This window comes from Morganella morganii (genome assembly GCF_019243775.1).
In the GTDB taxonomy this organism is placed as follows: Bacteria; Pseudomonadota; Gammaproteobacteria; order Enterobacterales; family Enterobacteriaceae; genus Morganella; species Morganella morganii.
In genome coordinates this window covers 24816-49827 of record NZ_CP069157.1, presented here as the reverse complement: position 1 = coordinate 49827, position 25012 = coordinate 24816, and the positions used below count along the sequence as shown (strand labels likewise).

The window sequence follows — 25012 nt, the reverse complement described above, 5'->3', positions numbered from 1 at the left end:
TGCAGATGACTTTCACTCATCCGCGCAGACTGGCGTCCCCTAGGGGATTCGAACCCCTGTTACCGCCGTGAAAGGGCGGTGTCCTGGGCCTCTAGACGAAGGGGACATTAGTCAGCTTCGCAGACGCTCTCTGCTCATTTTCTATCAGACAATCTGTGTGAACACTCACATTCAGTATCAACTAGGTAAGGAGGTGATCCAACCGCAGGTTCCCCTACGGTTACCTTGTTACGACTTCACCCCAGTCATGAATCACAAAGTGGTAAGCGCCCTCCCGGAGGTTAAGCTACCTACCTTCTTTTGCAACCCACTCCCATGGTGTGACGGGCGGTGTGTACAAGGCCCGAACGTATTCACCGTAGCATTCCGATCTACGATTACTAGCGATTCCGACTTCATGGAGTCGAGTTGCAGACTCCAATCCGGACTACGACGTACTTTTATGAGTTCCGCTTGCCCTCGCGGGGTCGCTTCCCTTTGTATACGCCATTGTAGCACGTGTGTAGCCCTACTCGTAAGGGCCATGATGACTTGACGTCATCCCCACCTTCCTCCGGTTTATCACCGGCAGTCTCCTTTGAGTTCCCGCCATCACGCGCTGGCAACAAAGGATAAGGGTTGCGCTCGTTGCGGGACTTAACCCAACATTTCACAACACGAGCTGACGACAGCCATGCAGCACCTGTCTCAGAGTTCCCGAAGGCACCAAAGCATCTCTGCTAAGTTCTCTGGATGTCAAGAGTAGGTAAGGTTCTTCGCGTTGCATCGAATTAAACCACATGCTCCACCGCTTGTGCGGGGCCCCGTCAATTCATTTGAGTTTTAACCTTGCGGCCGTACTCCCCAGGCGGTCGACTTAACGCGTTAGCTCCGGAAGCCACGCCTCAAGGGCACAACCTCCAAGTCGACATCGTTTACAGCGTGGACTACCAGGGTATCTAATCCTGTTTGCTCCCCACGCTTTCGCACCTGAGCGTCAGTCTTTGTCCGGGGGCCGCCTTCGCCACCGGTATTCCTTTCACATCTCTACGCATTTCACCGCTACACATGGAATTCTCCCCCCCTCTACAAGACTCTAGCTGACCAGTATCAGATGCAATTCCCGGGTTAAGCCCGGGGATTTCACATCTGACTCAATCAACCGCCTGCGTGCGCTTTACGCCCAGTAATTCCGATTAACGCTTGCACCCTCCGTATTACCGCGGCTGCTGGCACGGAGTTAGCCGGTGCTTCTTCTGTCGGTAACGTCAATTGCCAAGGTTATTAACCTTGACACCTTCCTCCCGACTGAAAGTACTTTACAACCCGAAGGCCTTCTTCATACACGCGGCATGGCTGCATCAGGCTTGCGCCCATTGTGCAATATTCCCCACTGCTGCCTCCCGTAGGAGTCTGGGCCGTGTCTCAGTCCCAGTGTGGCTGATCATCCTCTCAGACCAGCTAGGGATCGTCGCCTAGGTAAGCCGTTACCTCACCTACTAGCTAATCCATATGGGTTCATCTGATGGCGCGAGGCCCGGAGGTCCCCCGCTTTGGTCCGAAGACATTATGCGGTATTAGCTACCGTTTCCAGTAGTTATCCCCCGCCATCAGGCAGATCCCCCATACATTACTCACCCGTCCGCCGCTCGTCAGCAGAGAAGCAAGCTTCCCCCTGTTACCGCCCGACTTGCATGTGTTAGGCCTGCCGCCAGCGTTCAATCTGAGCCATGATCAAACTCTTCAATTAAAAGTGTCTGATGCTCAAAGAATTAAACTGTTTACTGCTGCTTATTACTAAGCTGCTGTATTGGTCACTCTTCAAGACTTCTCAAAAATATATTTTTTGTGATATGTCCTGCGAGTGCCCACACAGATTGTCTGATAAATTGTTAAAGAGCAGTTGCAACCTTCGCTGCCGTTGCCGGTCTTCTGCGTTGTTGCGAGGCTGCGTATATTACGTTTCCAGCCCCTTCGAGTCAAGCGTTGTTTTTCAACTTTTTTCGCTTTTCTCTACTGTCGGCGCGCTTCTCAGCGTGTTGTTCCGTGTCAGTGAGGGCGCATTATAGACACTCGCTGAGATCACGCAAGTGTTTATTTGAAAAAAAATGTTTGTTCGCGTTTTTTTTTAGACAAAACAGGTATATTTGAGCTTTTATTCGCCTGTTTTGTCATTAATATGCCCATAATGCTTCTTATATATCATTATCCCGCTTTGTTAATGCATCACACCAAGGAATCAGAATGCAGTTTTCAGAACAACTCAATGCGTCACAAAAGAACCTGTCTTATCTTCTGGCTGAAAAACTGGGACAGCAGATTTTATCCGGCAAGTATCCGCCGGAATCTATTTTGCCGGGAGAGATTGAGTTGGCGGAGCAGTTCGGGGTAAGCCGGACCGCTGTCCGTGAGGCAGTAAAAATGCTGGCGGCGAAAGGAATGGTTTTACCGCGCCCGCGCATCGGCACCCGGGTGATGCCGGTGATAAGCTGGAATTTTCTCGACCATGACTTTATTAAGTGGTGGCTGAGCAGCGGAGACCACCGGCAGGTACTGACGTATTTCCGCGAGCTGCGCGCCGCGATTGAACCCCAGGCCTGCGCACTGGCCGCCATGAATGCCGGAAAAGATCAGAAACAGTCACTTTCGTTTCTGTTAAAAGAGATGACCTTATTATCCGCCCATTTTGAGCGGGATAAATGGATAGCCGTTGATCACCGCTTCCACCACCTTATTTACCAGGCGTGCGGAAATCCGTTCTTTTCCTCTTTCGCCAATTTATTTGATTTTGTGTATCACAACTTTTTTGAATCCATCACCACCAATCAGGTTATTGAGATTGATCTCCACAAGGAGATTGTGGATGCCATTATCGACGGGAACGGAGAACGCGCCCGTCAGGCATGTCAGGTGTTGTTGAGTAAAGTGTGAATATGTAATAGTTACACTACTGACTATTCAGAGATAATGCATTAAGGGAAAACATGTTTAAAACAGCCCGGAATATGGCGGGTCTGCCGTGGATTGCCGCAATGGCGTTCTTTATGCAGGCGCTCGATGCCACCATTCTGAACACCGCTCTGCCGGATATTGCCAGAAGCCTGAACCACTCTCCGCTGGCGATGCAGTCCGCTGTTATCAGTTACACACTGACAGTGGCGCTGCTGATCCCGGTCAGCGGCTGGCTGGCCGACCGCTTCGGTACCCGCAGAGTGTTTATTATCGCGGTGATTCTGTTTTCCCTCGGCTCTTTATTATGTGCCTTTTCACCCAACCTGCCATTTCTGGTGGTGTCGCGGATTATTCAGGGGATAGGCGGGGCAATGATGATGCCGGTGGCACGGCTGGCGCTGCTGCGGGCTTATCCGCGCAGCGAACTGCTGCCGATTCTCAACTTTGTCACCATTCCGGGATTGGTCGGCCCGGTGCTGGGGCCGCTGCTTGGCGGGATCCTGGTGACTTACGCCACCTGGCACTGGATTTTTATCATTAATATACCTATCGGGATTCTGGGGATTATTTACGCCATCCGCCATATGCCTGATTTCACCATGCCGAAACGCCGCTTTGATACATTAGGCTTTGCCCTGCTCGGTGCCGGGCTGGTCTCTGTTTCTGTCAGTCTGGATCTGTTCGGGGATAATGCTCTGGCAGCGGCGACCCCATTCCTGGTGATGGGCAGCGGTTTTGCGCTGCTGACTTTCTATGCCCTGCACGCCCGCCGTATTTCTGCGCCGATTATTCCGCTGAGTCTGTTCCGCACGCGGACATTCAGTGTCGGGATCGCCGGTAACGTTGCCACACGCCTCGGCACCGGCTGTATTCCGTTTCTGATGCCGCTGATGTTACAGGTCGGTTTTGGTTATCCCGCTGTGGTGGCGGGGATGATGATGGCACCGACGGCGATCGGCTCTATTCTGGCAAAATCGGCGGTCACGCAGATTCTGCGCCGCTACGGTTATCGCCTGACATTATTTGCCATAACACTGGTGATCGGCGCAATCATTTCTTCTTTCTATTTCCAGTCACCGGGAATGTCGATTTATCTACTGGTGCTGCCGCTGTTTATTCTCGGCATGGCGATGTCCACTCAGTTCACCGCGATGAATACCATTACCCTCGCAGATCTGACTGAGCACAATGCCAGTTCCGGTAACAGTGTGCTGGCTGTGACCCAGCAGCTTTCCATCAGTTTCGGGATAGCGGTGAGTGCGTCTGTATTACGCTATTTTGAGTCTCAGGATTGGGGGTCAATCGTTGATAATTTCCACGCGACCTTTGTGACGGTCGGGATGATGACGATTCTGTCGGCGTTTGTGTTCCTGTTCCTGAGCCGGACTGACGGGCGGAATATGATTAAGAAGAAAACCCGCTCCTCAGACAGCCCGGCCTCACATTAACCGCAGATAACAGATCCCCGGTTTATCAGTGCCGGGGTCAGCACCAGTAAATCAGAAGGCGCGTCTGCATCATCCATGCGGCGCAGCAGCTTATCCACCGCCAGTTTGCCCAGCTCATCTTTCGGCTGGTGAATGGTGGTCAGCGGCGGGGTGAGAAATGCAGCCAGGTCGATATCATCATAACCGACAACCGCAATATCCTGCGGAATACGCAACCCTTTCTGCCAGATAGCCTGATAAGCACCGACCGCCATCGCATCGTTACCGGCAAATACCGCCTGCGGAGGCACCGGCAGAGAAAGCAGCTGATTCATGGCACTGAAACCACCGCTGAATTCAAAATCACTTTCCAGTACATACTCCGGCGGCACATCCAGCCCGGCCTGCGCCATTGCGCGGTAAAAACCGTCCAGACGGGATTTGGCCGGTGATTTATCCAGTGGCCCGGCAATACAGGCAATCCGGGTAAAACCGTTTTCGATCAGATGATTGGTGGCAATTTCGCCGCCGAGAAAAGAGTTGTCCTGAATCACATCCCCGCCGAACGCAAACGGCGACCAGTCCATCATCACCATCGGCAGACGGGGATAGCGGCTGAACACCTCCGCTGACGGGCCTTTTATCTCAGTACACATCAGCAGCAGGCCATCCACCCGCTTTTGCAGCAGCGTTTCCAGACTGCTGTTCATCCGTTTGTGATCCCCTTCGGTATTACAGAGGATCAGGCTGTAGCCGCGCTCGTAGCAACTGCGCTCCACGCCGCGGACGACTTCCGCATAAAACGGGTTATTACTGGTGGTCACCAGCATTCCGATGGTGTTTGTGCGGTTCATTTTCAGGCTGCGCGCAAGTGCAGACGGCGCATAGTTCAGCTCGGCAATAGCATCATTTACTTTCTTGCGCACGCCGTCACTGACAAAACGGTTATTGTTGATGACATGTGAGACTGTCGAGGTGGATACCCCCGCCAGCCGCGCCACATCTTTCATCGTCGCCACAGTCTTAACCACGCTCCGCAAGGAATGCATCAATTTCACGGCGCCACGGCACCGATGGCTGTGCACCCCGGCGGGTGACAGCAATTGCGGCAGCGGCATGGGCAAAACGCACCGCTTCATCTGCCGGTTTTCCTTCCAGCAGCGCCGTGACATACGCGCCGTTAAAGGTATCGCCGGCTGCGATAGTGTCCACCGCATTAACTTTAAAGCCCGGGATCCGGCGGCCTTCACCGTTGACGCTCAGCCAGACACCGCGGCTGCCCAGGGTGATCAGTACCTGTCCGATACCTTTATCATGCAGTACCTGCGCCGCTCTGGCTGCGCCGGTTTCATCACTGACAGAAATACCGGTCAGCTTTTCCGCTTCGGTTTCATTCGGGGTGATAACATCCACCAGCGTCAGCAGGCTGTCCGGTAATTCCCGCGCCGGGGCCGGATTGAGGATCACTCTGGTCTGATGATTTTTTGCAGCCTGTGCGGCGGCAATCACCGTTTCCAGCGGGGACTCCAGCTGCATCAGCAGGGCATCGGATTGCTCAACGAGCCCTTTATAAGGCGCAAAATGTGCCGGTGTCAGCGCGGCATTGGCACCGGCACTGATGCCGATGACGTTTTCACCGTCTTCATTCACAAAAATCATCGCCACACCGGTAGCCGCTTCCGGTACCACGCTGACTGCGGCGGTGTGAATACGGTCACGCTGCAGCTGCGCCAGGATTTCCGCACCGATGGCATCATCCCCCACACAGGCAATAAAGGTAATATCAGCACCGCTGCGTCCGCAGGCCACCGCCTGATTCGCGCCTTTGCCGCCGAAGGCTGTCTGATATTGCTTACCGATCACCGTTTCGCCGGGTGCCGGGAACTGTGCAATATTCATAATATGATCGACATTAATACTGCCGAGAACGGTCAGACGGGATGTTGTCATTACCTTTATTTCCTTAATTACTGACAATACTCCCCGGTACGGTGTACCGGGGAGGCTGATATCGTTAGTCTTTTACAATCAGTTCTAACTCAACCGGAATGGTTTTGTCGATTTTTTCGCCTTTCAGTACTTTATCGGCTGTCTGAATACCAATGATACCGATCTGGTCAGGACGCTGTGCCACGGTTGCACCCAGTTTGCCGCCTTTTACAGCTTTGATGCCGTCAGCTGTACCGTCGAAGCCGACCACCAGCACATCATCACGGCCTGCAGTCTGCAATGCACGCTGCGCACCTAATGCCATTTCATCGTTCTGGGCAAATACTGCCTGAACAGCCGGATGTGCAGTCAGCAGGTTCTGCATAACGTTCAGACCTTTGGTACGATCGAAATCTGCCGGCTGGCTGGCCAGCACATTCATTTTATGCTCGGCAACCGCCTGTTTGAAACCTTCGCCGCGCTCACGGGAAGCAGAAGTCCCGGTGATACCTTCCAGCTGGATAACTTTGGCATCCGCACCGGTTTTACGGGCAATATAATCACCGGCCAGTTTGCCGCCGAGAACGTTATCAGAGGCAACGTGGCTGACCACTTCACCTTTATTGGCAACACGGTCCAGGGTGATAACCGGGATATTGGCTTTGTTGGCCAGGATCACCGCGTTACCGACCGCATCAGAGTCTGTCGGGTTAATCAGCATCAGTTTGGTGCCTTTCACGGTCAGATCCTGCACGTTAGCCAGTTCTTTCGCCGGGTTATCCATGGAATCCAGAACCACCAGGTCGTAACCGAGTTTATCCGCTTCTTTCTGCGCACTGTCTTTCATGGTGACAAAGAACGGGTTGTTCAGTGTGGAGATCACCAGGGCAATGGACTCTTTTGCCAGTGCATTGGCGCTGATAGTGGCGCTCAGTGCAACAACGGAGAAAAGGGTCGCAATCTTTTTCAGTTTCATGTTTCTGTTCCTTGCAGGATTCGGGTAAGTGGATTATTTACTGCTTTTGTTATCAACGAGTACAGCCAGCAAAATCACAACCGCTTTAACAATCATCTGGTAGTTGGAGGAGATCCCCAGCAGATTCAGCGCGTTGTTCAGAAAACCTAAAATCAGCGCCCCGATCAGGGTGCCCATAATACGGCCTTTACCCCCGGCGAGACTGGTGCCGCCGAGTACCACCGCCGCAATCGCATCCAGCTCATAACCGTTACCGGCCATCGGCTGTGCGGACGATAAACGCGCTACTTCAATCACACTGGCTAATGCCGCCAGCAGACCACAGAGGGCGTAAACAATGATTTTGATTTTATCGACATTAATACCGGACAGGCGGGTGGCGGATTCATTACCGCCCAGCGCGTAGATATAACGGCCCAGGCGGGTATGATGCAGCAGATACCAGGCCGCCGCGAAAACGACAATCATCAGCCAGACCGGTGCCGGAATACCAAACAGACGGCCGATACCAAACCAGCTGAACACATCGGCGTTATCACTGAATCCGGTGCTGATCGGGCTGCCGTCGGTATACACACGGGTCACACCGCGCAGTAACAGCATCATCACCAGCGTGGCGATAAAAGCCTGCACTTTCCCTTTCGCGACAATCACCCCGGTCACACCACCGATAGCCGCACCCAGTGCCAGCGCACCCGCAACAGCAACAATGGCGTTAACATCCGCGCCCACCATGGAGGCCGCCACCGCACCGGTCAGTGCCAGCAGAGAACCGACAGACAGGTCAATCCCGGAGGTCAGGATCACCAGTGTCATACCCACCGCCATAATGGCGTTAACAGAGGTCTGCTGGAGAATATTGAACAGGTTATTCAGGGTAAAAAAGTTCGGGCTGATCATGGAGACAATCACAATCAGGATCAGCAGCGCGATCAGTGATTTCTGCTCAAGCAGCCATTCTTTGGAAAACCAGCGTTTTGACGCCGGGGTTGAATCTGTACGCATATCTTACTCCTGCCCTGCGCCATATTGTTTGCCGACTGCGGCGGCCATTAATGCTTCCTGAGTGACGTTTTCCGCGGCAAACTCCCCGCTTATCCGTCCTTCGTGCATGACCAGAATCCGGTCACTCATCCCCATCACTTCCGGCATTTCCGATGAAATAAGGATGATACTCAGGCCTTCCTGTTTAAATTTGTTGATCAGCTGATAAATCTCTTTCTTCGCCCCGACATCCACACCGCGTGTCGGTTCATCGAGGATCAGAACTTTCGGCCGCGTCATCAGACCGCGTGCAATTGCCACTTTCTGCTGATTACCGCCGGATAAGAACCCGATTATCTGATCCATGCCCGGGGTTTTGATATTGAACAGCTGAATAAAATCGCTGACAGTCAGATGCTCTTCTTTATGATTAAGGCGTCCGGTCTTGCTGCTGAAATACGGCAGCGCCGTCAGAGACATGTTCTCTTTTACTGACATCCCCAGCACCAGACCATCGCGTTTGCGGTCTTCGGAAATATACACGATGCCGTTATCCAGCCCGGCTTTCGGTGAGTTTATCTGGCAGGCTTTACCGTCCATTTCAACCGTTCCGCCGGTTTTTGCCATCGCACCGTAAATGATTTTCATCAGTTCGGTACGCCCGGCGCCCATCAGCCCGGAAACACCGAGAATTTCATTCTCATGCAGCGTGAAACTGACATCATGCACATCGCGGCCGCACAGGTTTTTTACCACCAGCTTCTCTTTGCCGCGCGGCAGAGTCAGACGCGGATACTGATCTTCCAGTTTACGCCCGACCATCATTTCGATCAGGCTATCCTCCGTCAGGTCAGACACCGGTTTTTCACCGATAAACTGTCCGTCGCGGAACACCGTCACATCATCACAAATCTCAAAAATCTCTTTCAGACGGTGGGATATATAGACAATCCCGCAGCCCTGCTCGCGCAGTTCGCGGATCACACTAAAGAGGGATTCGGTTTCGGTGTCTGTCAGGGCATCTGTCGGTTCATCCATAATGATGACTTTTGACTCAAAACTGAGCACCTTGGCGATTTCCACCATCTGCTGATCGCCGATAGACAATTCAGCCACCAGCCGGTGGCTGCTGTAAGTGAGATTCAGACGGGCCAGTAATTTATCCGCTTCGGCATACATTTTTTTCCAGTCAATGTTACCGAAACGGCCGGTAAACTCGCGGCCGAGGAAAATGTTTTCTGCAATCGTCAGTTCCGGGATCAGGTTCAGTTCCTGATGAATAATCCCGATACCGGCTTCCTGAGACGATTTCGGCCCCGTAAACTGACGCTCCTGCCCCAGAAACAGAATCTGACCGGCATCTTTTTTGTAGATCCCGGTCAGCACTTTCATCATGGTGGATTTACCGGCGCCGTTCTCTCCGACCAGCGCCATCACTCTGCCGGGATAAACCCGCAGGGCAGCACCGGATAAGGCTTTCACACCCGGGAAAGCTTTATCGATACCTTTGAGTTCAAGTAACGGTTCCATAAACACCTCAGAATGTCACGCCGGAGAACAGCATCACATTGGCAAATGGTGTGCACTCACCGGTCCGGATCACGGCACGGCTGTTTTGTGTCTGTAACTTGAAAGAGGCGTGAGTCACATACTGAATCTGAATCACATTACCCTGCTGTAATTCCAGTGCTTTCAGATGTGCCACGATAGCATCGTGCAGCTCACTGTTATGTGTCTGGATATCTTCCGCCATCAGTGCGGCTTCCACCTGCATCTCCTGCGTGATGACTTTAAACACCGACATAAAATCAGGCACACCCTGTGTTAATGCCAGATCAATACGTGGCGTGGCGGGCGGGATTGGCAGCCCGGCATCAGCAACAGTAATATGGTCGGTATGACCCAGACGCGCGATAACCGCGGAGACATCACCGTTCAGTAAAGCCCCTTTCTTCATAAAATCCTCCTGAGCGAAACGTTTCGCTTTTAAACTATGGTAGGAAAAATACGGGAAAACTCAATGTTCATCCATAAAAAATGTGATGGTGATCGAAACGTTTCGCTTAAGAATATGTTAAATGAAAAAGCTAACTGATTGAATGAGTTATAGCTGAATGGATTCAATTATACCGGCAGAAAAATACCGGTTATCCGGCAACTTCCCCCCTGAAATCACCGGTTCTCCCCCCGGATATCCCGGATTTTTTATCACTCTGTTACACCACTAATAAGTTATGACATCGCAAAACATATCCCGGTGTTGTTATGTTGATTTTCCCCTCTCATACCGGAGATCTTCTTATGATGAAAAAAACGGCATTTGCCGGCATACTTTTCTGTTTACTGACTTCTCAGGCGTTTGCTCACGGCTATATCACTGAACCGGCCTCACGGGCAGCAAATTGCCGTGACGGTAAAAATCCCGCTGCAATGTGTGGCTCCGCCCAATGGGAACCACAAAGTATTGAAACATTCTCCGGATTTCCGGACGGAAAATTCCCGCCGGACGGCCGGCTTGCCAGCGGTGGTATTGAGCGTTTTCTGCCACTCGATACCCCCGGTGATAACTGGCATCAGATAACGGTAAAACCGGGAACCGCCATGTTCACCTGGAAAATAACAGCCGCCCACAAAACCCGTAACTGGCGTTACTACATCACCAGGCCGGACTGGCAGCCGGGAACCCCGCTGACCCGGGCATCATTTGAACCCGAACCATTCTGTAGTTATGACGATAAAAATCAGGTTCCGCCGCAGACAGTGACACATCAGTGCACCATTCCGGAACGGAGCGGCTATCAGGTTATTTACGGTGTATGGGAAATCGCGGATACCGCCAACAGTTTCTATCAGGTGATTGATGTCCGGTTTGACTGATGTTTTGTTTTACTGATTAACAGCATTGCCGGTATCCCCGGCAATTTTTTTATCACCATTTGCGCAAAAAGCAGAAGAAACGTGATTTCACGCAGTAAACGCGGTAGCTTTTTTGGTTTATAAACGCAGAAACTGCATCAGTAAATTCACGGGAGTCCCATGCAACGTTCTGAACGTATTGCCCGGCTGAGCCGCCACCTGGAATCCGGGCTGTATGAACGACAGCACGCCATCCGGCTCTGCTTGCTGGCCACCCTCAGCGGGGAAAGTGTTTTTCTGCTCGGCCCGCCGGGAATTGCCAAAAGTATGATAGCACGGCGCATGAAACTGATTTTCAGTGACGCCCGTGCCTTTGAGTATCTGATGACCCGCTTCTCCACCCCGGAGGAGATCTTCGGTCCGCTCTCGATTGCAGCACTGAAAGATGAAGGGAAATACCAGCGCATCACGCAGGGATATCTGCCGGATGCGGAAATCGTGTTTCTCGACGAAATCTGGAAAGCGGGTCCCGCAATCCTCAACACCCTGCTGACCGCGATTAACGAACGCAAATACCGCAACGGCGACAGCGAAAATGCTATCCCGATGCGGCTGCTGGTGGCCGCCTCCAACGAACTGCCGGACGATGACAGCAGCCTGGAAGCACTCTATGACCGGATGCTGATCCGTTTATGGCTGGATAAACTTCAGGAAAAACAGAGCTTCCGCGCCATGCTTATCAGCACACCGGGGGCATCGGATGAACAGATCCCCGCGCATCTGCAGGTAACCGATGAGGAATACCATCAGTGGCAGGAAGAAATTGACCGTGTTGTGCTGACCGATCAGATATTTGAACTGATTTATCAGCTGCGTCAGCAGATTGAGCGGCTGGATAACGCACCGTATATCTCAGACCGGCGCTGGAAAAAGGCACTGCGGCTGTTACAGGCCAGTGCGTTTTTCAACGACCACAGCAGTATCACACCTCTTGACCTGATTTTGCTGAAAGATTGCCTGTGGCATGATTCCGCCTCACTGAAATCCGTTCCGCTACTGCTGACACAACTGATGTGTGAGCAGGCCTATCAACAACGCAGCCTGCTGCTGAAACTGGAAAAATACTATCAGGAATGGATCCTGGAAACGCAGACTCAGCAACAGCGGGATGCCTTCAGTGTGATCCGCAGCAGTGCCCGTTTCGGGCGCAAAGTCAGTTACGCTCTGCCGGATACGCTGCCGCCCGGCCCGGTCACCCTTTTTCTGCATAACCCGCTGACATTACATGATATGACAGTCACTCATGTGACTATTGAACGCAGTGCCTTTGATACCTTTTTTGATAAAGGCGTCTTTGATAAAGGTGGGAACATTGCGGCAAAACTCAACGGTATCGGCTTTACCCAGTCTGTATCCGCCGCAGTGAATGATAACGGCCTTCTGGAACTGCGTGATGTCAGTCTGCGCAGCAGCACCCTGTTCCCGGCGGGTACCGAAAGCCGGATGACAGAGGCGCAGAAGCAAATCTGGCTGGATAAGCTTTCAGCGATACGCCAGACACTGGTACAGCAGCGCCAGCTGTTTGCACAGCATCAGCCCGCCCTGTTTGTCAGTGATGACTGGATTGCACAGATAGAGGAAAGCTTTCTGCCGGTGACAGAGCGCCTCGATAAACTGACTCAGCAAATGAGCAGCACCCCGTGTTAAGTCTTTCAGCACTGGATCTGGCGCTGGCAGTTAATGAAGGGGAACTCATTGAGGAGATCCTGCTGACACTGCTGGCCGCTCCGCAACTGGCCTGGTTTTTCGAAAAGCACCCGCGGTTACGCCGTGCGGTGCTGACTGATATGCCGTCATGGCGGAAATCACTGGAAGAACGGGTGAAAGAGGCGCTGGTTCCGGCCGCTCTGGCAGATGAATTCCGTCTTTACCAGAAAAGCACCGCTGCAGACCGGACAGAATTTTACCGCCTGCTGCCGGAGATCCTCAAAGCGCTGGAGGACATACACTCGCCGTTCTCGCCGGAAGCACACCGCCTGCACAGAGATGAGCAGGAAACCACCTCCCATCAGATATTATTCAATCAGCGCTGGCGTCTCAGCCTGATTTTACAGGTCACCACCTATCATAAAGAAATCCTGGAGCAGGAAAAAGAACAGCTCCTCGCCGAACTTCAGCAGCACCTGGCGCTGAGCGGCAATCTTGATCCGCTGATCAGTGAAAATGAGCAGGCTTCCGGTAAGTTATGGGATCTGGCCAAAGGATCACTGAAATCCCCGGCCGGCGGACGATCTCCTGCTGCGTTACAGCGAATTTTTAAAATCCCAGCCGGAACTGGAAAAACTGGCCTCACTGCTGGGGCGCAGCCAGACGGCAAAATCCGTTCCTCAGGACAGTGCGGTGACAGAGCCGGTCACCATTACCGAGCTGGTGCCGGATCAGACCCCGGAAGAGGTCAGCGGGGTCGGACTGAGTGATGATGTGCTGCGTCTTCTGCCCGCCGAGCTGGCGTTACTCGGCATCAGCGGTCTGGAGCTGGAATTTTACCGGAAGCTGGCCGAGAAACAGTTATACACCTACCGGTTACAGGGCGATCACTGGCAGGAACGGCAGGTGATGCGGCCTATCGTTCATCATAAAGATGAAAAACAGCCGCGCGGTCCCTTCATTATCTGTATCGATACTTCCGGCTCGATGGGCGGTTTTAATGAGCGCTGCGCCAAAGCATTTTGTCTCGCGCTGGTCAAAATCGCTATGGCCGATAACCGGCAGTGCCATGTCATGCTCTTTTCCACTGAACAGGTGCATTATGATTTTCTCGGCCCGGACGGCATCGAGCAGATGACCCGCTTTCTGCTTCAGAGTTTTAAAGGCGGAACAGACCTGGCATCCTGTCTGACAGAAGCGGCAAAACGACTGGAAACGCCGCAGTGGCGTGATGCGGATGTGGTGGTGATGTCTGACTTTATTGCCCAGCGGCTGCCGGATGAGGTGGTGAAGATGGTTAAACGTTCGCAGCAGCAGGGAAAACACCGCTTCCATGCGGTAGCCCTGTCCCATTACGGAAAGCCCGGTATCATGCGGATTTTTGATCACATCTGGCGTTTTGATACCGGCTTAAAAAATCGTCTGTTGCGCCGTTTCAGGCGGTGAGCCTCCGGGCTCACCGTACAACAGTGTATTACAGCATATCAGTGATGGTTTCGCGCACTTCCGGTGCCCACACACTGCATTGTACCTGGCCGATATGGCTGCGCTGGAGCAGTAACATCACCAGACGTGACTGGCCGATCCCGCCGCCGATAGTCTGCGGCATTTCACCGGCTGCCAGCGATTTGTGCCAGTCCAGCTCCATCCGCACCTGCTGACCGGTCAGGTCCAGCTGACGCGCCAGGGTGACCGGGTCGACACGGATCCCCATTGAGGATAACTCGAACGCATCCTGCAGTACCGGGTTCCACACGAGGATGTCCCCGTTCAGCCCTTTGTAGCCGTCACTGTTCTCAGTGGTCCAGTCATCATAATCCGGTGCACGGACATCATGGGACTCACCATGAGATAATTTACCGCCGATGCCGATTAAGAAGACGGCACCCAGTTCTTTCGCGATGGCGCGCTCACGGCCTTTGGCATCCAGGTCCGGGTAGCGTGCAAGCAGCTCTTCAGAGTGAATAAAATGAATTTGGTCCGGCAGGAACGGTGTCAGACCAAATTCCTTACTTACTGCAAGTTCTGTTTCTTTTATTGTCTGATATATTTTACTCACTGTCTGCTTCAGATAAGGCAGCGTACGCTCCTCATCTGCCATCACTTTTTCCCAGTCCCACTGATCAACATAGACAGAATGGATTGGGGTTAAGCGATCCTCATCAGGACGCAACGCTTTCATGTCGGTGTACAGACCCTGGCCCGGCTGAAAATCAAAACGCCCTAAGGTTTTGCGTTTCCATTTAGCCAGTGAATGCACGACTTCAAAGGTTGAGCCCGGCAATGATTTAACTTTCACCTGAACCGCTTTCTCGCTGCCGGATAAATTATCCTGAGTACCATCACCCACGCGGCTTAAGATTGGCCCCTGGACTTCAATAAGGCCCAGTTGTTTTTCCAGCAGACGTGAGAAGTAAGACTTCACGAAGCTGATTTGCTGCTGCTGTCGGATGAATGATTTTTCCATGATAATAATCCTTGATATGCGGAACATGTATTGCCTGTGAAATAGATTAAGCAACAGAATGGGGTATAAATTCAATATCCTTTATCAAAAATACCCTTTGCTATTTATAAAATTCATTTTTATGATACTAAAAATGAATATTCGTTAATTTAAGGGACATAAAATGGCCGAAATTTATCAGATCGACAATCTGGACCGTGACATACTTCACGCTTTAATGGCGAATGCCCGCACACCTTACGCGGAATTAGCGAAAAAATTTGCCGTCAGTCCCGGTACGATCCATGTCCGGGTAGAGAAAATGAAGCAGGCGGGTATCATCACCGGCACCCGGGTGGATATCAGTGAAAAACAGCTGGGGTTTGATGTGACCTGCTTTATCGGCATCATCCTGAAAAGTGCCAAAGATTACCCGGCCGCTCTCAAGAAACTCGATAAGCTGGATGAAGTGGTGGAAGTCTATTACACCACCGGGCAGTACAGCATCTTTATAAAGGTGATGTGCAAAACGATAGAATCTCTGCAGGACGTACTTATCAACAAGATCCAGAGTATTGATGAGATACAGTCCACTGAAACCCTGATCTCCTTACAGAACCCGATCATACGAACGATCCGCCCGTAAGAAAAAATTCTTATAACCACATTATCCACAGGTAGATCCCAGCTGTTTCACAGCGTACAATAGCGGCTCTTTACAGCAGGGGATCACCATGACCACAGTTACTCTCATTACCGGCAGTACCATGGGCAGCGCAGAATATGTTGCCGAGCATGTTGCCGAAATCCTGGAAAACGCCGGTTTTACCACAGATGTGCAGCACGGGCCGGAAGCGGACGACGTACCGCAGCAGGACAGTACCTGGTTAATTGTCACCTCCACTCACGGTGCCGGTGATCTCCCCGAAAATATACAGCCGTTCGCTGATGCCCTGCGTGAGCAGCAGCCTGATCTCAGTTCCGTCCGTTACGGGGCTATCGGGATCGGCAGCAGTGAATATGACACCTTCTGTGGTGCAGTCCGTACACTGGACGCTCTGCTCACCTCTCTGGGTGCGAAAAAAATCGGTCAGTCACTCGAAATAGATATTCAGAAACACGAGATTCCTGAAGATCCGGCTGAGATCTGGATCGAAGAATGGAAAAATTTACTCTGATTTGCTGATAAAAACAGCAATCAACTGTGGATAACTCGGGGATCAACTTGCGATCAACCCGTAGTTATTCACTGTATAAGATCACTCTCCGTCAGGCCCTGTGAATAAGTACCCGTTTTGATCCCAGCTTATACTGAACAGGATCAACGGTACTTCACAGGAAATGATCCTTTACAGTTTTATGATCTTTATGGGGATTTAACACTTATCCACAGAGGATCGCGATCCTAATAAAAGATCTAATAAAGAGATCTTTAAATAAAAAGATCTTTATATAATTACCTGCGTCTTTACCGCTCATGGTCAGACGGCAAGAGTTGAGTTATATTCTCTCCCCCGATGCGCTACTGCATTTTGTAATGAAGGTTTAACATGTTTTATCCGGATCATTTTGACGTCATTGTTATCGGCGGTGGCCACGCCGGTACTGAAGCTGCAATGGCAGCGGCACGTATGGGCCGTCAAACACTTTTACTGACTCACAATATCGACACTCTGGGTCAGATGTCCTGCAACCCTGCTATCGGTGGGATTGGTAAGGGACATCTGGTTAAAGAGATCGATGCACTCGGCGGACTGATGGCACATGCCACTGACCGTGCCGGTATTCAGTTCAGAACCCTGAACGCCAGCAAAGGACCGGCAGTTCATGCCACCCGTGCTCAGGCTGACCGCGTGCTTTACCGTCTGGCAGTGCGCACCGCACTGGAAAACCAGCCTAACCTGATGATTTTCCAGCAGCCGGTTGAAGATCTTATCGTTGAAAACGATACCGTTACCGGTGCAGTAACCCGGATGGGACTGAAATTCAGAGCCAAATCGGTTGTACTGACTGTCGGGACATTCCTGGACGGCAAAATTCATATCGGACTGGAAAACTACAGCGGCGGCCGTGCCGGTGATCCGCCATCAGTCTCACTGTCTCACCGTCTGCGGGAACTGCCGCTGCGTGTCGGCCGTCTGAAAACAGGAACACCGCCGCGTATTGACGCCCGGACCATCGATTTTACTCAGCTGACACCACAATTCGGTGACAACCCGATGCCGGTATTCTCCTTCATGGGCAGTGCGGATGAGCATCCTGAACAGATGCCGTGCCATATCACGTACACCAATGAAAGAACCCATGAAGTGATCCGCAATAACCTCGATCGCAGCCCGATGTATGCCGGTGTGATAGAAGGGATCGGCCCGCGTTACTGCCCGTCCATTGAAGACAAAGTGATGCGCTTTGCGGATCGTAATCAGCATCAGATCTTCCTGGAGCCGGAAGGGCTGACCAGCAATGAAATTTACCCGAACGGTATCTCCACCAGCTTACCGTTTGATGTGCAGATGCAGATTGTTCACTCGATGAAAGGCATGGAAAACGCGCGTATTGTGCGTCCCGGTTATGCTATCGAGTATGATTTCTTTGACCCGCGCGACCTGAAACAGACCCTGGAAAGCAAATACCTGCACGGCCTGTTCTTTGCCGGACAAATCAACGGTACCACCGGTTATGAAGAAGCGGCTGCCCAGGGGCTGCTGGCCGGTCTGAACGCCGCCCGCTATTCTGCCGATCAGGAAGGCTGGTTCCCGCGCCGTGATCAGGCGTATATCGGCGTGCTGGTGGACGACCTGTGCACACTCGGCACCAAAGAACCGTACCGGATGTTTACCTCACGGGCGGAATACCGTCTGATGCTGCGTGAAGACAACGCAGATACCCGTCTGACAGAAACCGGCCGTAAACTGGGGCTGGTGGATGACGCGCGCTGGGCACACTTCAGTGAAAAAATGGAGCTGATCGAGAAAGAGCGTCAGCGCCTGAGAGATATCCGCGTCCACCCGCAGTCCGAAAGCGTGAAAGAGATCAACGCGATCCTGAACACTCCTCTCTCCAAAGAAGCGACCGGGGAAGATCTTCTGCGCCGTCCGGAAATGGACTATAACCGTCTGATGACCCTGAGTGATTTCGCGCCGGGGGTTAATTCACCGGCAGCGGCACAGCAGGTGGAAATTCAGGTGAAATACGAAGGGTATATCTCCCGTCAGCAGGACGAAATTCAGCGCCAGCTTCGTAATGAGAACGCCACACTGCCTGTTGATCTCGATTACAAACAGGTGAGCGGGCTTTCCAACGAAGTGGTGGCAAAACTCAACGACCACAAACCGACCTCTATCGGCCAGGCATCGCGGATCTCCGGTATCACACCAGCTGCTATCTCTATCCTGCTGGTTTGGCTGAAAAAGCAGGGCCTTCTGCGGCGGAGTGCGTAACGGATGAGTGATTTACAGCAACAACTTTCCGCGCTGCTGCGCAGTGCGGATATCCGGCTGACCGATCAGCAGAAACAACAACTGACCGGTTATGTGGAGATGCTTCACAAATGGAACAAAGCCTATAACCTGACGTCTGTCCGCCAGCCGGAACAGATGCTGGTGCGTCATATCATGGACAGTATCGTGGTCGAACCGCATCTGACCGGCCGCCGGTTTATTGATGTCGGCACCGGCCCCGGGCTTCCCGGCGTGCCGCTGGCGATTGTCCGCCCGGACTCTCACTTTGTCCTGCTCGACAGCCTGGGTAAGCGTGTACGCTTCCTGAAACAGGTACAGCATGAACTGGGGCTGAGCAACATCGAACCGGTTCAGAGCCGCGTGGAAGAGTATCAGGGCGAACCATTTGACGGGGTTATCAGTCGTGCATTTGCATCACTGGATGATATGCTCAGCTGGTGTCATCACCTGCCGGTACCGGAAACCGGGCGCTTTTTTGCACTGAAAGGCAGTGTGCCGGAAGAGGAATTAACCCGGTTACCGGAGGGGATTTCTCTCGTCAGTGTTGAAAAACTGGTCGTGCCGCAACTTGACGAGCAGCGCCATCTGGTGATTCTTAAAGCAAATTGAGTTTGCTGTACGTCAAAAAACAGAAATATTTTTAAGGGGACGGAGTCAGCGCATTTTCTGCACCGTCCCTTTGTTTTGCCGGAGACGAAAATAAAATGCGTAACGGGGCCGTTACAAAGTGACAACGGCAGATTGGTTACTTTCCGGTAAGTTTATCTGCGAAAAATTTCATGCCGGATCGTTTTTACTGATAACGCATTATTTCAAAATTATTTATTTTATTTAAAATTAATCTGTAAATATCAGTTAAATGTTTATTTTTTTAATTAACTGGTTGATAGATATTGCTATTTTTACAACCGCTGATCGCTATAAAATGTTAATTCAACTAATGTATTTTATGTTATGTGATTTTTGTCACGTTTCAGAAATGAGTTGCACGTCGTATTCCGAGGTAGGGTAGACTCTATTTTTTGTACGATTTGTGGCGGCGGCAAAGAAATTAAATTTTTATTCACTTTTTCGCTACTTATTGATTGAAAACAATCTGGCTGCCCGTATAATTTGCACGTTTTTGTCTCTTGACACTCTCGCTCAAAGGCAGTTTTATACATCATTCAGTAAGCCTGACCCCGGAAGGTGCACACGGAGAAACTAAATGTCATGTCTGTCTCCCTTTTCAACGGAAAATTGACCAAAAAACTGTTGTTTTTGCAGTTTATGACGTTTGTTGTTCTTAGTGCGCTTTTTTGCATAAAAAGTATCGAGTGGGGTGCTTCCGCGCTGGCCGGGGGAGTTGCCGCATGGATACCGAATGCGATTTTTTTGCTGATCAGTAACCGGCAGAAAGCGCATGAGGAACCGCAGTCGTACCGGATTGCATGGTTTTTTGTGGTAGGGGAAGGGTTTAAAGTTATCTTCGCGATAGCGATACTGATGATTGCTTTAGGAGTGTTTAAAGCGGCAGTTGCACCACTGGTCTTGACCTATTTAGCGGTGCTTTTCGTGCAGATTATCGCACCGGCCGTGCTAAGCGGTTAGCGGTTTTAACAACAAAGGGTAAGAGGCATCATGTCTGCATCAGGAGAAAGTTTAACCACAAAAGAGTATATCGGTGGCCACCTGAATAACCTTCAGCTGGACCTGAATACTTTCGAGTTGGTCAATCCCCATGCGAACGCGACTCCATCTTTTTGGACGCTGAACATTGACTCCCTTTTCTTCTCAGTCGTATTAGGTATTTTCTTTTTATGGCTTTTCAGAAGGGTGGCAAAGAAAGCGACAAGTGGCGTTCCCGGGAAATTTCAGACTGCGGTAGAAATGCTTATCGGCTTCGTTGACAGCAACGTCCGTGATATGTATCACGGCAAGAGCAAGGTTATTGCACCTCTCGCATTAACTGTGTTCGTGTGGGTGCTGCTGATGAACGCACTGGACTTATTACCAATCGACTTCATTCCGTATATCGGTGAACACATCCTCGGTTTACCTGCGCTGCGTATCGTTCCGACCGCAGACGTAAGTATCACACTGTCGATGGCGATTGGTGTATTCGTTCTTATCCTCTTTTACAGCTTCAAGATGAAAGGCGTGAAAGGATTTGCAAAAGAGCTGACATTACAGCCTTTTAATCATCCGTTATTCATTCCTGTCAACCTGATTCTGGAAGGGGTAAGCCTGCTGTCAAAACCTGTTTCCCTCGGTCTGCGACTGTTTGGGAACATGTATGCAGGTGAGCTGATCTTCATTCTTATTGCAGGTCTGCTACCGTGGTGGTCACAATGGTTACTGAGCCTTCCGTGGGCGATTTTCCACATACTGATTATTACGTTACAAGCCTTTATTTTCATGGTTCTGACGATCGTCTATCTGTCGATGGCGTCTGAAGAGCATTAATTTTATTACCAATAACTGTGATTTAACTGAAACAAACTGGAGACTGTCATGGAAAACCTGAATATGGATCTGCTGTACATGGCTGCCGCTGTAATGATGGGCCTGGCGGCTATCGGTGCTGCGATCGGTATCGGCATCCTCGGTGGGAAATTTTTAGAAGGCGCTGCACGCCAGCCGGATTTAATCCCTCTGCTGCGTACTCAGTTCTTCATCGTAATGGGTCTGGTTGACGCCATCCCGATGATTGCTGTGGGTCTGGGCTTGTATGTAATGTTTGCGGTTGCGTAGTGATACGGCCACTCCCGGATATTTACATCAACTCAATTAGATAAAGAGGTATTGTGCTGTGAATCTTAACGCAACAATCCTCGGCCAGGCCATCGCGTTTGTCCTGTTTGTTTTGTTCTGTATGAAGTATGTATGGCCACCGATCATGGCGGCCATTGAAAAACGTCAGAAAGAAATTGCTGACGGTTTATCTTCCGCAGAACGTGCTAAAAAGGACCTGGACTTAGCGCAAGCCAATGCGACCGACCAAATGAAAAAAGCGAAAGCGGAAGCATCTGCCCTGATCGATCAAGCGAATAAACAACGCGCTCAGATCATCGATGAGGCAAAAGCAGAAGCGGAAGTTGAGCGTAGCAAAATCATAGCACAGGCGCAGGCGGAAATTGACGCCGAACGCAAACGTGCTCGTGAAGAGTTACGTAAACAGGTCGCCATTTTAGCTGTCGCGGGTGCCGAGAAAATTATTGAACGTTCCGTGGATGAAGCTGCTAACAGCGACATCGTTGATAAACTTGTCGCTGAACTGTAAGGAGGGTGGGGCATGTCAGAAATCGTTACTGTAGCTCGCCCCTACGCCAAAGCAGCTTTTGACTTTGCTGTGGAAAACCGGGCCGTTGAAAAATGGCAGGATATGCTGGCATTTGCCGCTGAAGTGACACGCAATGAGCAGATCGACGATCTGATTTCCGGTTCTTTTGCTCCGGAAACCCTGGCTCAGGCGTTTATCACTGTTTGCGGTGAGCAGATTGACGAGCATGTTCAGAACCTGGTTCGTATCATGGCTGAGAATGGTCGCTTAGTGACCCTGCCGGAAGTTAGCCGTCAGTTCGCAACACTGCGGGCTGCGCTGGAGTCAACTGTTGAGGTTGAAGTCACTTCAGCCGGCGAACTCAATGAACAGCAGCTGGCGAAAATTTCTGCAGCGATGGAAAAACGTCTGTCACGCAAAGTTAAGCTGAATTGCAAAATTGATAAGTCAGTTATCGCGGGGTTTGTATTGCGCGCCGGTGACCTTGTCATCGACAACAGCATTCGCAATCGACTCGAGCGTTTAACCGACGTCTTGCAGTCTTAAGGGGACTGGAGCATATGCAACTGAATTCCACCGAAATCAGCGAACTGATCAAGCAGCGCATTGCTCAGTTCAATGTCGTGAGTGAAGCTCACAACGAAGGTACGATTGTCTCCGTCAACGACGGTATCATTCGTATCCACGGTTTAGCCGAAGTTATGCAGGGTGAGATGATCTCTCTGCCGGGCAACCGTTATGCTATCGCACTGAACCTGGAGCGCGACTCTGTTGGTGCGGTTGTGATGGGTCCTTATGCCGACCTGGCAGAAGGCATGAAAGTCAAATGTACCGGTCGTATTCTGGAAGTGCCGGTTGGCCGTGGCCTGTTAGGCCGTGTGGTCAACACCCTGGGTGAGCCTATCGATGGTAAAGGCCAGGTTGAGCACGATGGTTTCTCACCTGTCGAAGTTATCGCACCGGGTGTTATCGACCGTCAGTCCGTTGATCAGCCTGTACAGACCGGTTATAAGTCTGTCGATGCGATGATTCCAATCGGCCGTGGTCAGCGTGAGCTGATTATCGGTGACCGTCAGACCGGTAAAACCGCACTGGCAATCGATGCAATCATCAACCAGCGTGATTCCGGCATCAAATGTATTTACGTCGCAATTGGTCAGAAAGCGTCCACTATTGCTAACGTTGTCCGTAAATTAGAAGAGCACAATGCGCTGGCCAACACAATCGTTGTGGTCGCGAGTGCGTCTGAATCTGCGGCACTGCAATATCTGGCTCCGTATTCCGGTTGTGCAATGGGTGAATACTTCCGTGACCGCGGTGAAGACGCGTTAATCATTTATGATGACCTGTCAAAACAAGCGGTTGCTTACCGTCAGATCTCCCTGCTGCTCCGTCGTCCGCCTGGACGTGAAGCATATCCCGGTGACGTTTTCTATCTGCATTCCCGTCTGCTGGAACGTGCTGCGCGTGTTAACGCGGAATATGTGGAAGCGTTTACCAAGGGTGAAGTGAAAGGCAAAACCGGTTCTCTGACCGCGCTGCCAATCATCGAAACTCAGGCAGGGGACGTATCAGCGTTCGTTCCGACTAACGTTATCTCCATCACTGATGGTCAGATCTTCCTGGAATCCGCGCTGTTCAACGCCGGTATCCGTCCTGCGGTTAACCCGGGGATCTCCGTATCCCGTGTGGGTGGTGCAGCACAGACCAAGATCATGAAAAAACTGTCCGGTGGTATCCGTACCGCTCTGGCACAGTATCGTGAACTGGCGGCGTTCTCACAGTTCGCATCTGACCTTGATGATGCAACCCGTAAACAGCTTGACCACGGTCAGAAAGTTACCGAGTTGCTGAAACAGAAACAGTATGCACCAATGTCAGTGGCACAACAGTCTCTGTCACTGTATGCAGCTGAGCGTGGTTACCTGGAAGATATCGAAATTTCGAAAGTCGTGCCGTTTGAAGCTGCTCTGATTGGCTACGCCACTCGTGAACATGCTGATCTTCTGAAAGAAATCGACCAGACGGGTAGCTATAACGATGATATCGAAGCGAAGTTGAAAAACGTGCTCGATACCTTCAAGGCGACTCAGTCCTGGTAATACTAAACGGCCTGTGTGAACAGTACAGGCCGTCTGGTTCATGAGGAGAGCAAATGGCCGGCGCAAAAGAGATACGTTCTAAGATCGCCAGCGTACAAAATACGCAGAAGATCACTAAAGCGATGGAAATGGTCGCGGCGTCCAAAATGCGTAAAACGCAGGACCGCATGGCGGCCAGCCGTCCTTATGCAGAGACCATCCGCAGTGTGATTGGTCACATTGCATTAGGTAATCTGGAATATAAACATCCATACCTCGAAGAACGCGAGGTTAAGCGTGTCGGGTACCTGGTTGTTTCTACCGACCGTGGTTTGTGTGGTGGTTTGAACATTAACCTGTTCAAGAAGCTGATTGTCGAAATGAAAGACTGGTCTGACAAAGGTGTTCAGACTGATCTGGCTCTGATCGGGTCCAAAGCAACATCATTCTTCTCCTCTGTGGGCGGGAATGTGGTTGCTCAGGTAACCGGCATGGGGGATGACCCGTCGCTGGCTGACCTTATCGGTTCGGTAAAAGTCATGCTTCAGGCCTACGACGAAGGTCGTCTTGACAAGCTGTACATTGTAACTAACCGGTTTGTGAATACCATGTCTCAGGTTCCGACCATTGTTCAGGTTCTGCCGTTACCGCCAAGCGATGACGAAAACCTGAAGAAGAAAACCTGGGATTATTTATACGAACCTGATCCTAAAGCGTTACTGGATTCCCTTTTACGGCGCTACATCGAAGCGCTGGTATACCAGGGCGTTGTGGAAAACCTGGCCAGTGAGCAGGCCGCCCGTATGGTTGCAATGAAAGCTGCAACTGATAACGGCGGTAACATGATCAAAGAGCTGAATTTAGTTTACAACAAAGCGCGTCAGGCAAGCATTACACAAGAACTCACCGAGATTGTGTCCGGTGCTGCCGCGGTTTAACACCCGGGTTTTAC

Annotated in this window: 22 protein-coding genes, 1 tRNA gene, 1 rRNA gene and 1 pseudogene; 16 read left to right on the top strand and 9 right to left on the bottom strand. The window is 51.3% G+C overall.

Annotated elements, in window-relative coordinates; all coding sequences use genetic code 11:
- Positions 1-30 precede the first annotated feature (30 nt).
- Positions 31-106, bottom strand: a tRNA-Glu gene (locus JL661_RS00220).
- Positions 107-186: 80 nt separating this feature from the next.
- A 16S ribosomal RNA gene (locus JL661_RS00215) occupies positions 187-1729 on the bottom strand.
- Positions 1730-2223: 494 nt separating this feature from the next.
- Between JL661_RS00215 and JL661_RS00210 the strand changes: the two genes are divergently transcribed.
- Both JL661_RS00210 and mdtD read left to right on the top strand, forming a co-directional pair.
- Positions 2224-2910: a FadR/GntR family transcriptional regulator gene (locus JL661_RS00210; RefSeq protein WP_036413354.1), complete on the top strand. Its 687-nt coding sequence runs from the start codon at positions 2224-2226 to the stop codon at positions 2908-2910.
- Positions 2911-2963: 53 nt separating this feature from the next.
- A complete protein-coding gene (gene mdtD, locus JL661_RS00205) occupies positions 2964-4379 on the top strand; it encodes a multidrug transporter subunit MdtD (RefSeq protein WP_062773491.1) in 1416 nt (471 codons plus the stop codon).
- Here the strand turns inward: mdtD and rbsR are convergent.
- The 6 genes from rbsR to rbsD form a co-directional block, all read right to left on the bottom strand.
- Positions 4376-5377 (bottom strand): ribose operon transcriptional repressor RbsR, encoded by a 1002-nt coding sequence (gene rbsR / locus JL661_RS00200; protein WP_368733986.1) that lies wholly within the window; start codon positions 5375-5377, stop codon positions 4376-4378. The genes mdtD and rbsR overlap by 4 nt on opposite strands.
- A gap of 4 nt (positions 5378-5381) precedes the next feature.
- Positions 5382-6308 (bottom strand): ribokinase, encoded by a 927-nt coding sequence (rbsK, locus tag JL661_RS00195; protein ID WP_046024833.1) that lies wholly within the window; start codon positions 6306-6308, stop codon positions 5382-5384.
- Positions 6309-6372: 64 nt separating this feature from the next.
- The gene (gene rbsB / locus JL661_RS00190) at positions 6373-7263 is read right to left on the bottom strand and encodes a ribose ABC transporter substrate-binding protein RbsB (RefSeq protein ID WP_024473730.1); all 891 of its coding nucleotides are present in this window, start codon (positions 7261-7263) and stop codon (positions 6373-6375) included.
- 33 nt (positions 7264-7296) lie between these two features.
- Entirely contained in the window at positions 7297-8268 is a 972-nt protein-coding gene (gene rbsC, locus JL661_RS00185; RefSeq protein WP_004236751.1) for a ribose ABC transporter permease, read from the bottom strand.
- Between the two features lie 3 nt (positions 8269-8271).
- Positions 8272-9777, bottom strand: a complete 1506-nt coding sequence (gene rbsA / locus JL661_RS00180; protein ID WP_004236750.1) for a ribose ABC transporter ATP-binding protein RbsA — start codon at positions 9775-9777, stop codon at positions 8272-8274.
- A 7-nt stretch (positions 9778-9784) separates the two neighbouring features.
- A complete protein-coding gene (gene rbsD, locus JL661_RS00175; protein ID WP_004236749.1) occupies positions 9785-10204 on the bottom strand; it encodes a D-ribose pyranase in 420 nt (139 codons plus the stop codon).
- A 344-nt stretch (positions 10205-10548) separates the two neighbouring features.
- Between rbsD and JL661_RS00170 the strand changes: the two genes are divergently transcribed.
- The 3 genes and pseudogenes from JL661_RS00170 (at position 10549) to viaA (ending at position 14256) form a co-directional block, all read left to right on the top strand.
- Complete coding sequence (locus JL661_RS00170) at positions 10549-11124, top strand: lytic polysaccharide monooxygenase (protein ID WP_004236748.1); 576 nt, start codon at positions 10549-10551, stop codon at positions 11122-11124.
- 159 nt (positions 11125-11283) lie between these two features.
- Positions 11284-12810, top strand: a complete 1527-nt coding sequence (ravA, locus tag JL661_RS00165) for an ATPase RavA (RefSeq protein ID WP_004236747.1) — start codon at positions 11284-11286, stop codon at positions 12808-12810.
- A pseudogene (viaA, locus tag JL661_RS00160) lies at positions 12804-14256 on the top strand (ATPase RavA stimulator ViaA). The gene ravA and the pseudogene viaA overlap by 7 nt, the downstream one beginning before the upstream one ends.
- A gap of 28 nt (positions 14257-14284) precedes the next feature.
- Here the strand turns inward: viaA and asnA are convergent.
- Positions 14285-15277, bottom strand: a complete 993-nt coding sequence (gene asnA, locus JL661_RS00155) for an aspartate--ammonia ligase (protein ID WP_004240217.1) — start codon at positions 15275-15277, stop codon at positions 14285-14287.
- A gap of 163 nt (positions 15278-15440) precedes the next feature.
- Here asnA and asnC point away from each other — a divergent pair, with 163 nt between their 5' ends.
- The 11 genes from asnC (at position 15441) to atpG (ending at position 24998) form a co-directional block, all read left to right on the top strand.
- Positions 15441-15902: a transcriptional regulator AsnC gene (gene asnC / locus JL661_RS00150; RefSeq protein ID WP_004240216.1), complete on the top strand. Its 462-nt coding sequence runs from the start codon at positions 15441-15443 to the stop codon at positions 15900-15902.
- An 88-nt stretch (positions 15903-15990) separates the two neighbouring features.
- Positions 15991-16434, top strand: coding sequence for an FMN-binding protein MioC (mioC, locus tag JL661_RS00145; RefSeq protein ID WP_004240215.1), 444 nt, complete (start codon positions 15991-15993; stop codon positions 16432-16434).
- A gap of 372 nt (positions 16435-16806) precedes the next feature.
- Positions 16807-18696 carry a tRNA uridine-5-carboxymethylaminomethyl(34) synthesis enzyme MnmG gene (mnmG, locus tag JL661_RS00140; protein WP_062773488.1) on the top strand — a complete coding sequence of 630 codons (1890 nt, stop codon included), beginning with the start codon at positions 16807-16809 and terminating at the stop codon, positions 18694-18696.
- 3 nt (positions 18697-18699) lie between these two features.
- Positions 18700-19326, top strand: a complete 627-nt coding sequence (gene rsmG, locus JL661_RS00135; protein WP_004236740.1) for a 16S rRNA (guanine(527)-N(7))-methyltransferase RsmG — start codon at positions 18700-18702, stop codon at positions 19324-19326.
- A 603-nt stretch (positions 19327-19929) separates the two neighbouring features.
- Complete coding sequence (gene atpI / locus JL661_RS00130; protein WP_004236739.1) at positions 19930-20307, top strand: F0F1 ATP synthase subunit I; 378 nt, start codon at positions 19930-19932, stop codon at positions 20305-20307.
- 30 nt (positions 20308-20337) lie between these two features.
- Positions 20338-21162 carry a F0F1 ATP synthase subunit A gene (gene atpB, locus JL661_RS00125; RefSeq protein ID WP_004236738.1) on the top strand — a complete coding sequence of 275 codons (825 nt, stop codon included), beginning with the start codon at positions 20338-20340 and terminating at the stop codon, positions 21160-21162.
- A gap of 48 nt (positions 21163-21210) precedes the next feature.
- A complete protein-coding gene (gene atpE, locus JL661_RS00120) occupies positions 21211-21450 on the top strand; it encodes a F0F1 ATP synthase subunit C (protein ID WP_000429386.1) in 240 nt (79 codons plus the stop codon).
- 58 nt (positions 21451-21508) lie between these two features.
- On the top strand, positions 21509-21979 hold the full coding sequence (atpF, locus tag JL661_RS00115; RefSeq protein WP_004240211.1) for a F0F1 ATP synthase subunit B: 471 nt from the start codon (positions 21509-21511) through the stop codon (positions 21977-21979).
- 12 nt (positions 21980-21991) lie between these two features.
- Positions 21992-22525, top strand: a complete 534-nt coding sequence (gene atpH, locus JL661_RS00110; protein ID WP_004236736.1) for a F0F1 ATP synthase subunit delta — start codon at positions 21992-21994, stop codon at positions 22523-22525.
- A 14-nt stretch (positions 22526-22539) separates the two neighbouring features.
- Positions 22540-24081 (top strand): F0F1 ATP synthase subunit alpha, encoded by a 1542-nt coding sequence (gene atpA, locus JL661_RS00105; RefSeq protein ID WP_004236735.1) that lies wholly within the window; start codon positions 22540-22542, stop codon positions 24079-24081.
- A 53-nt stretch (positions 24082-24134) separates the two neighbouring features.
- Positions 24135-24998 (top strand): F0F1 ATP synthase subunit gamma, encoded by an 864-nt coding sequence (gene atpG / locus JL661_RS00100; RefSeq protein WP_004240209.1) that lies wholly within the window; start codon positions 24135-24137, stop codon positions 24996-24998.
- Positions 24999-25012: the final 14 nt, after the last annotated feature.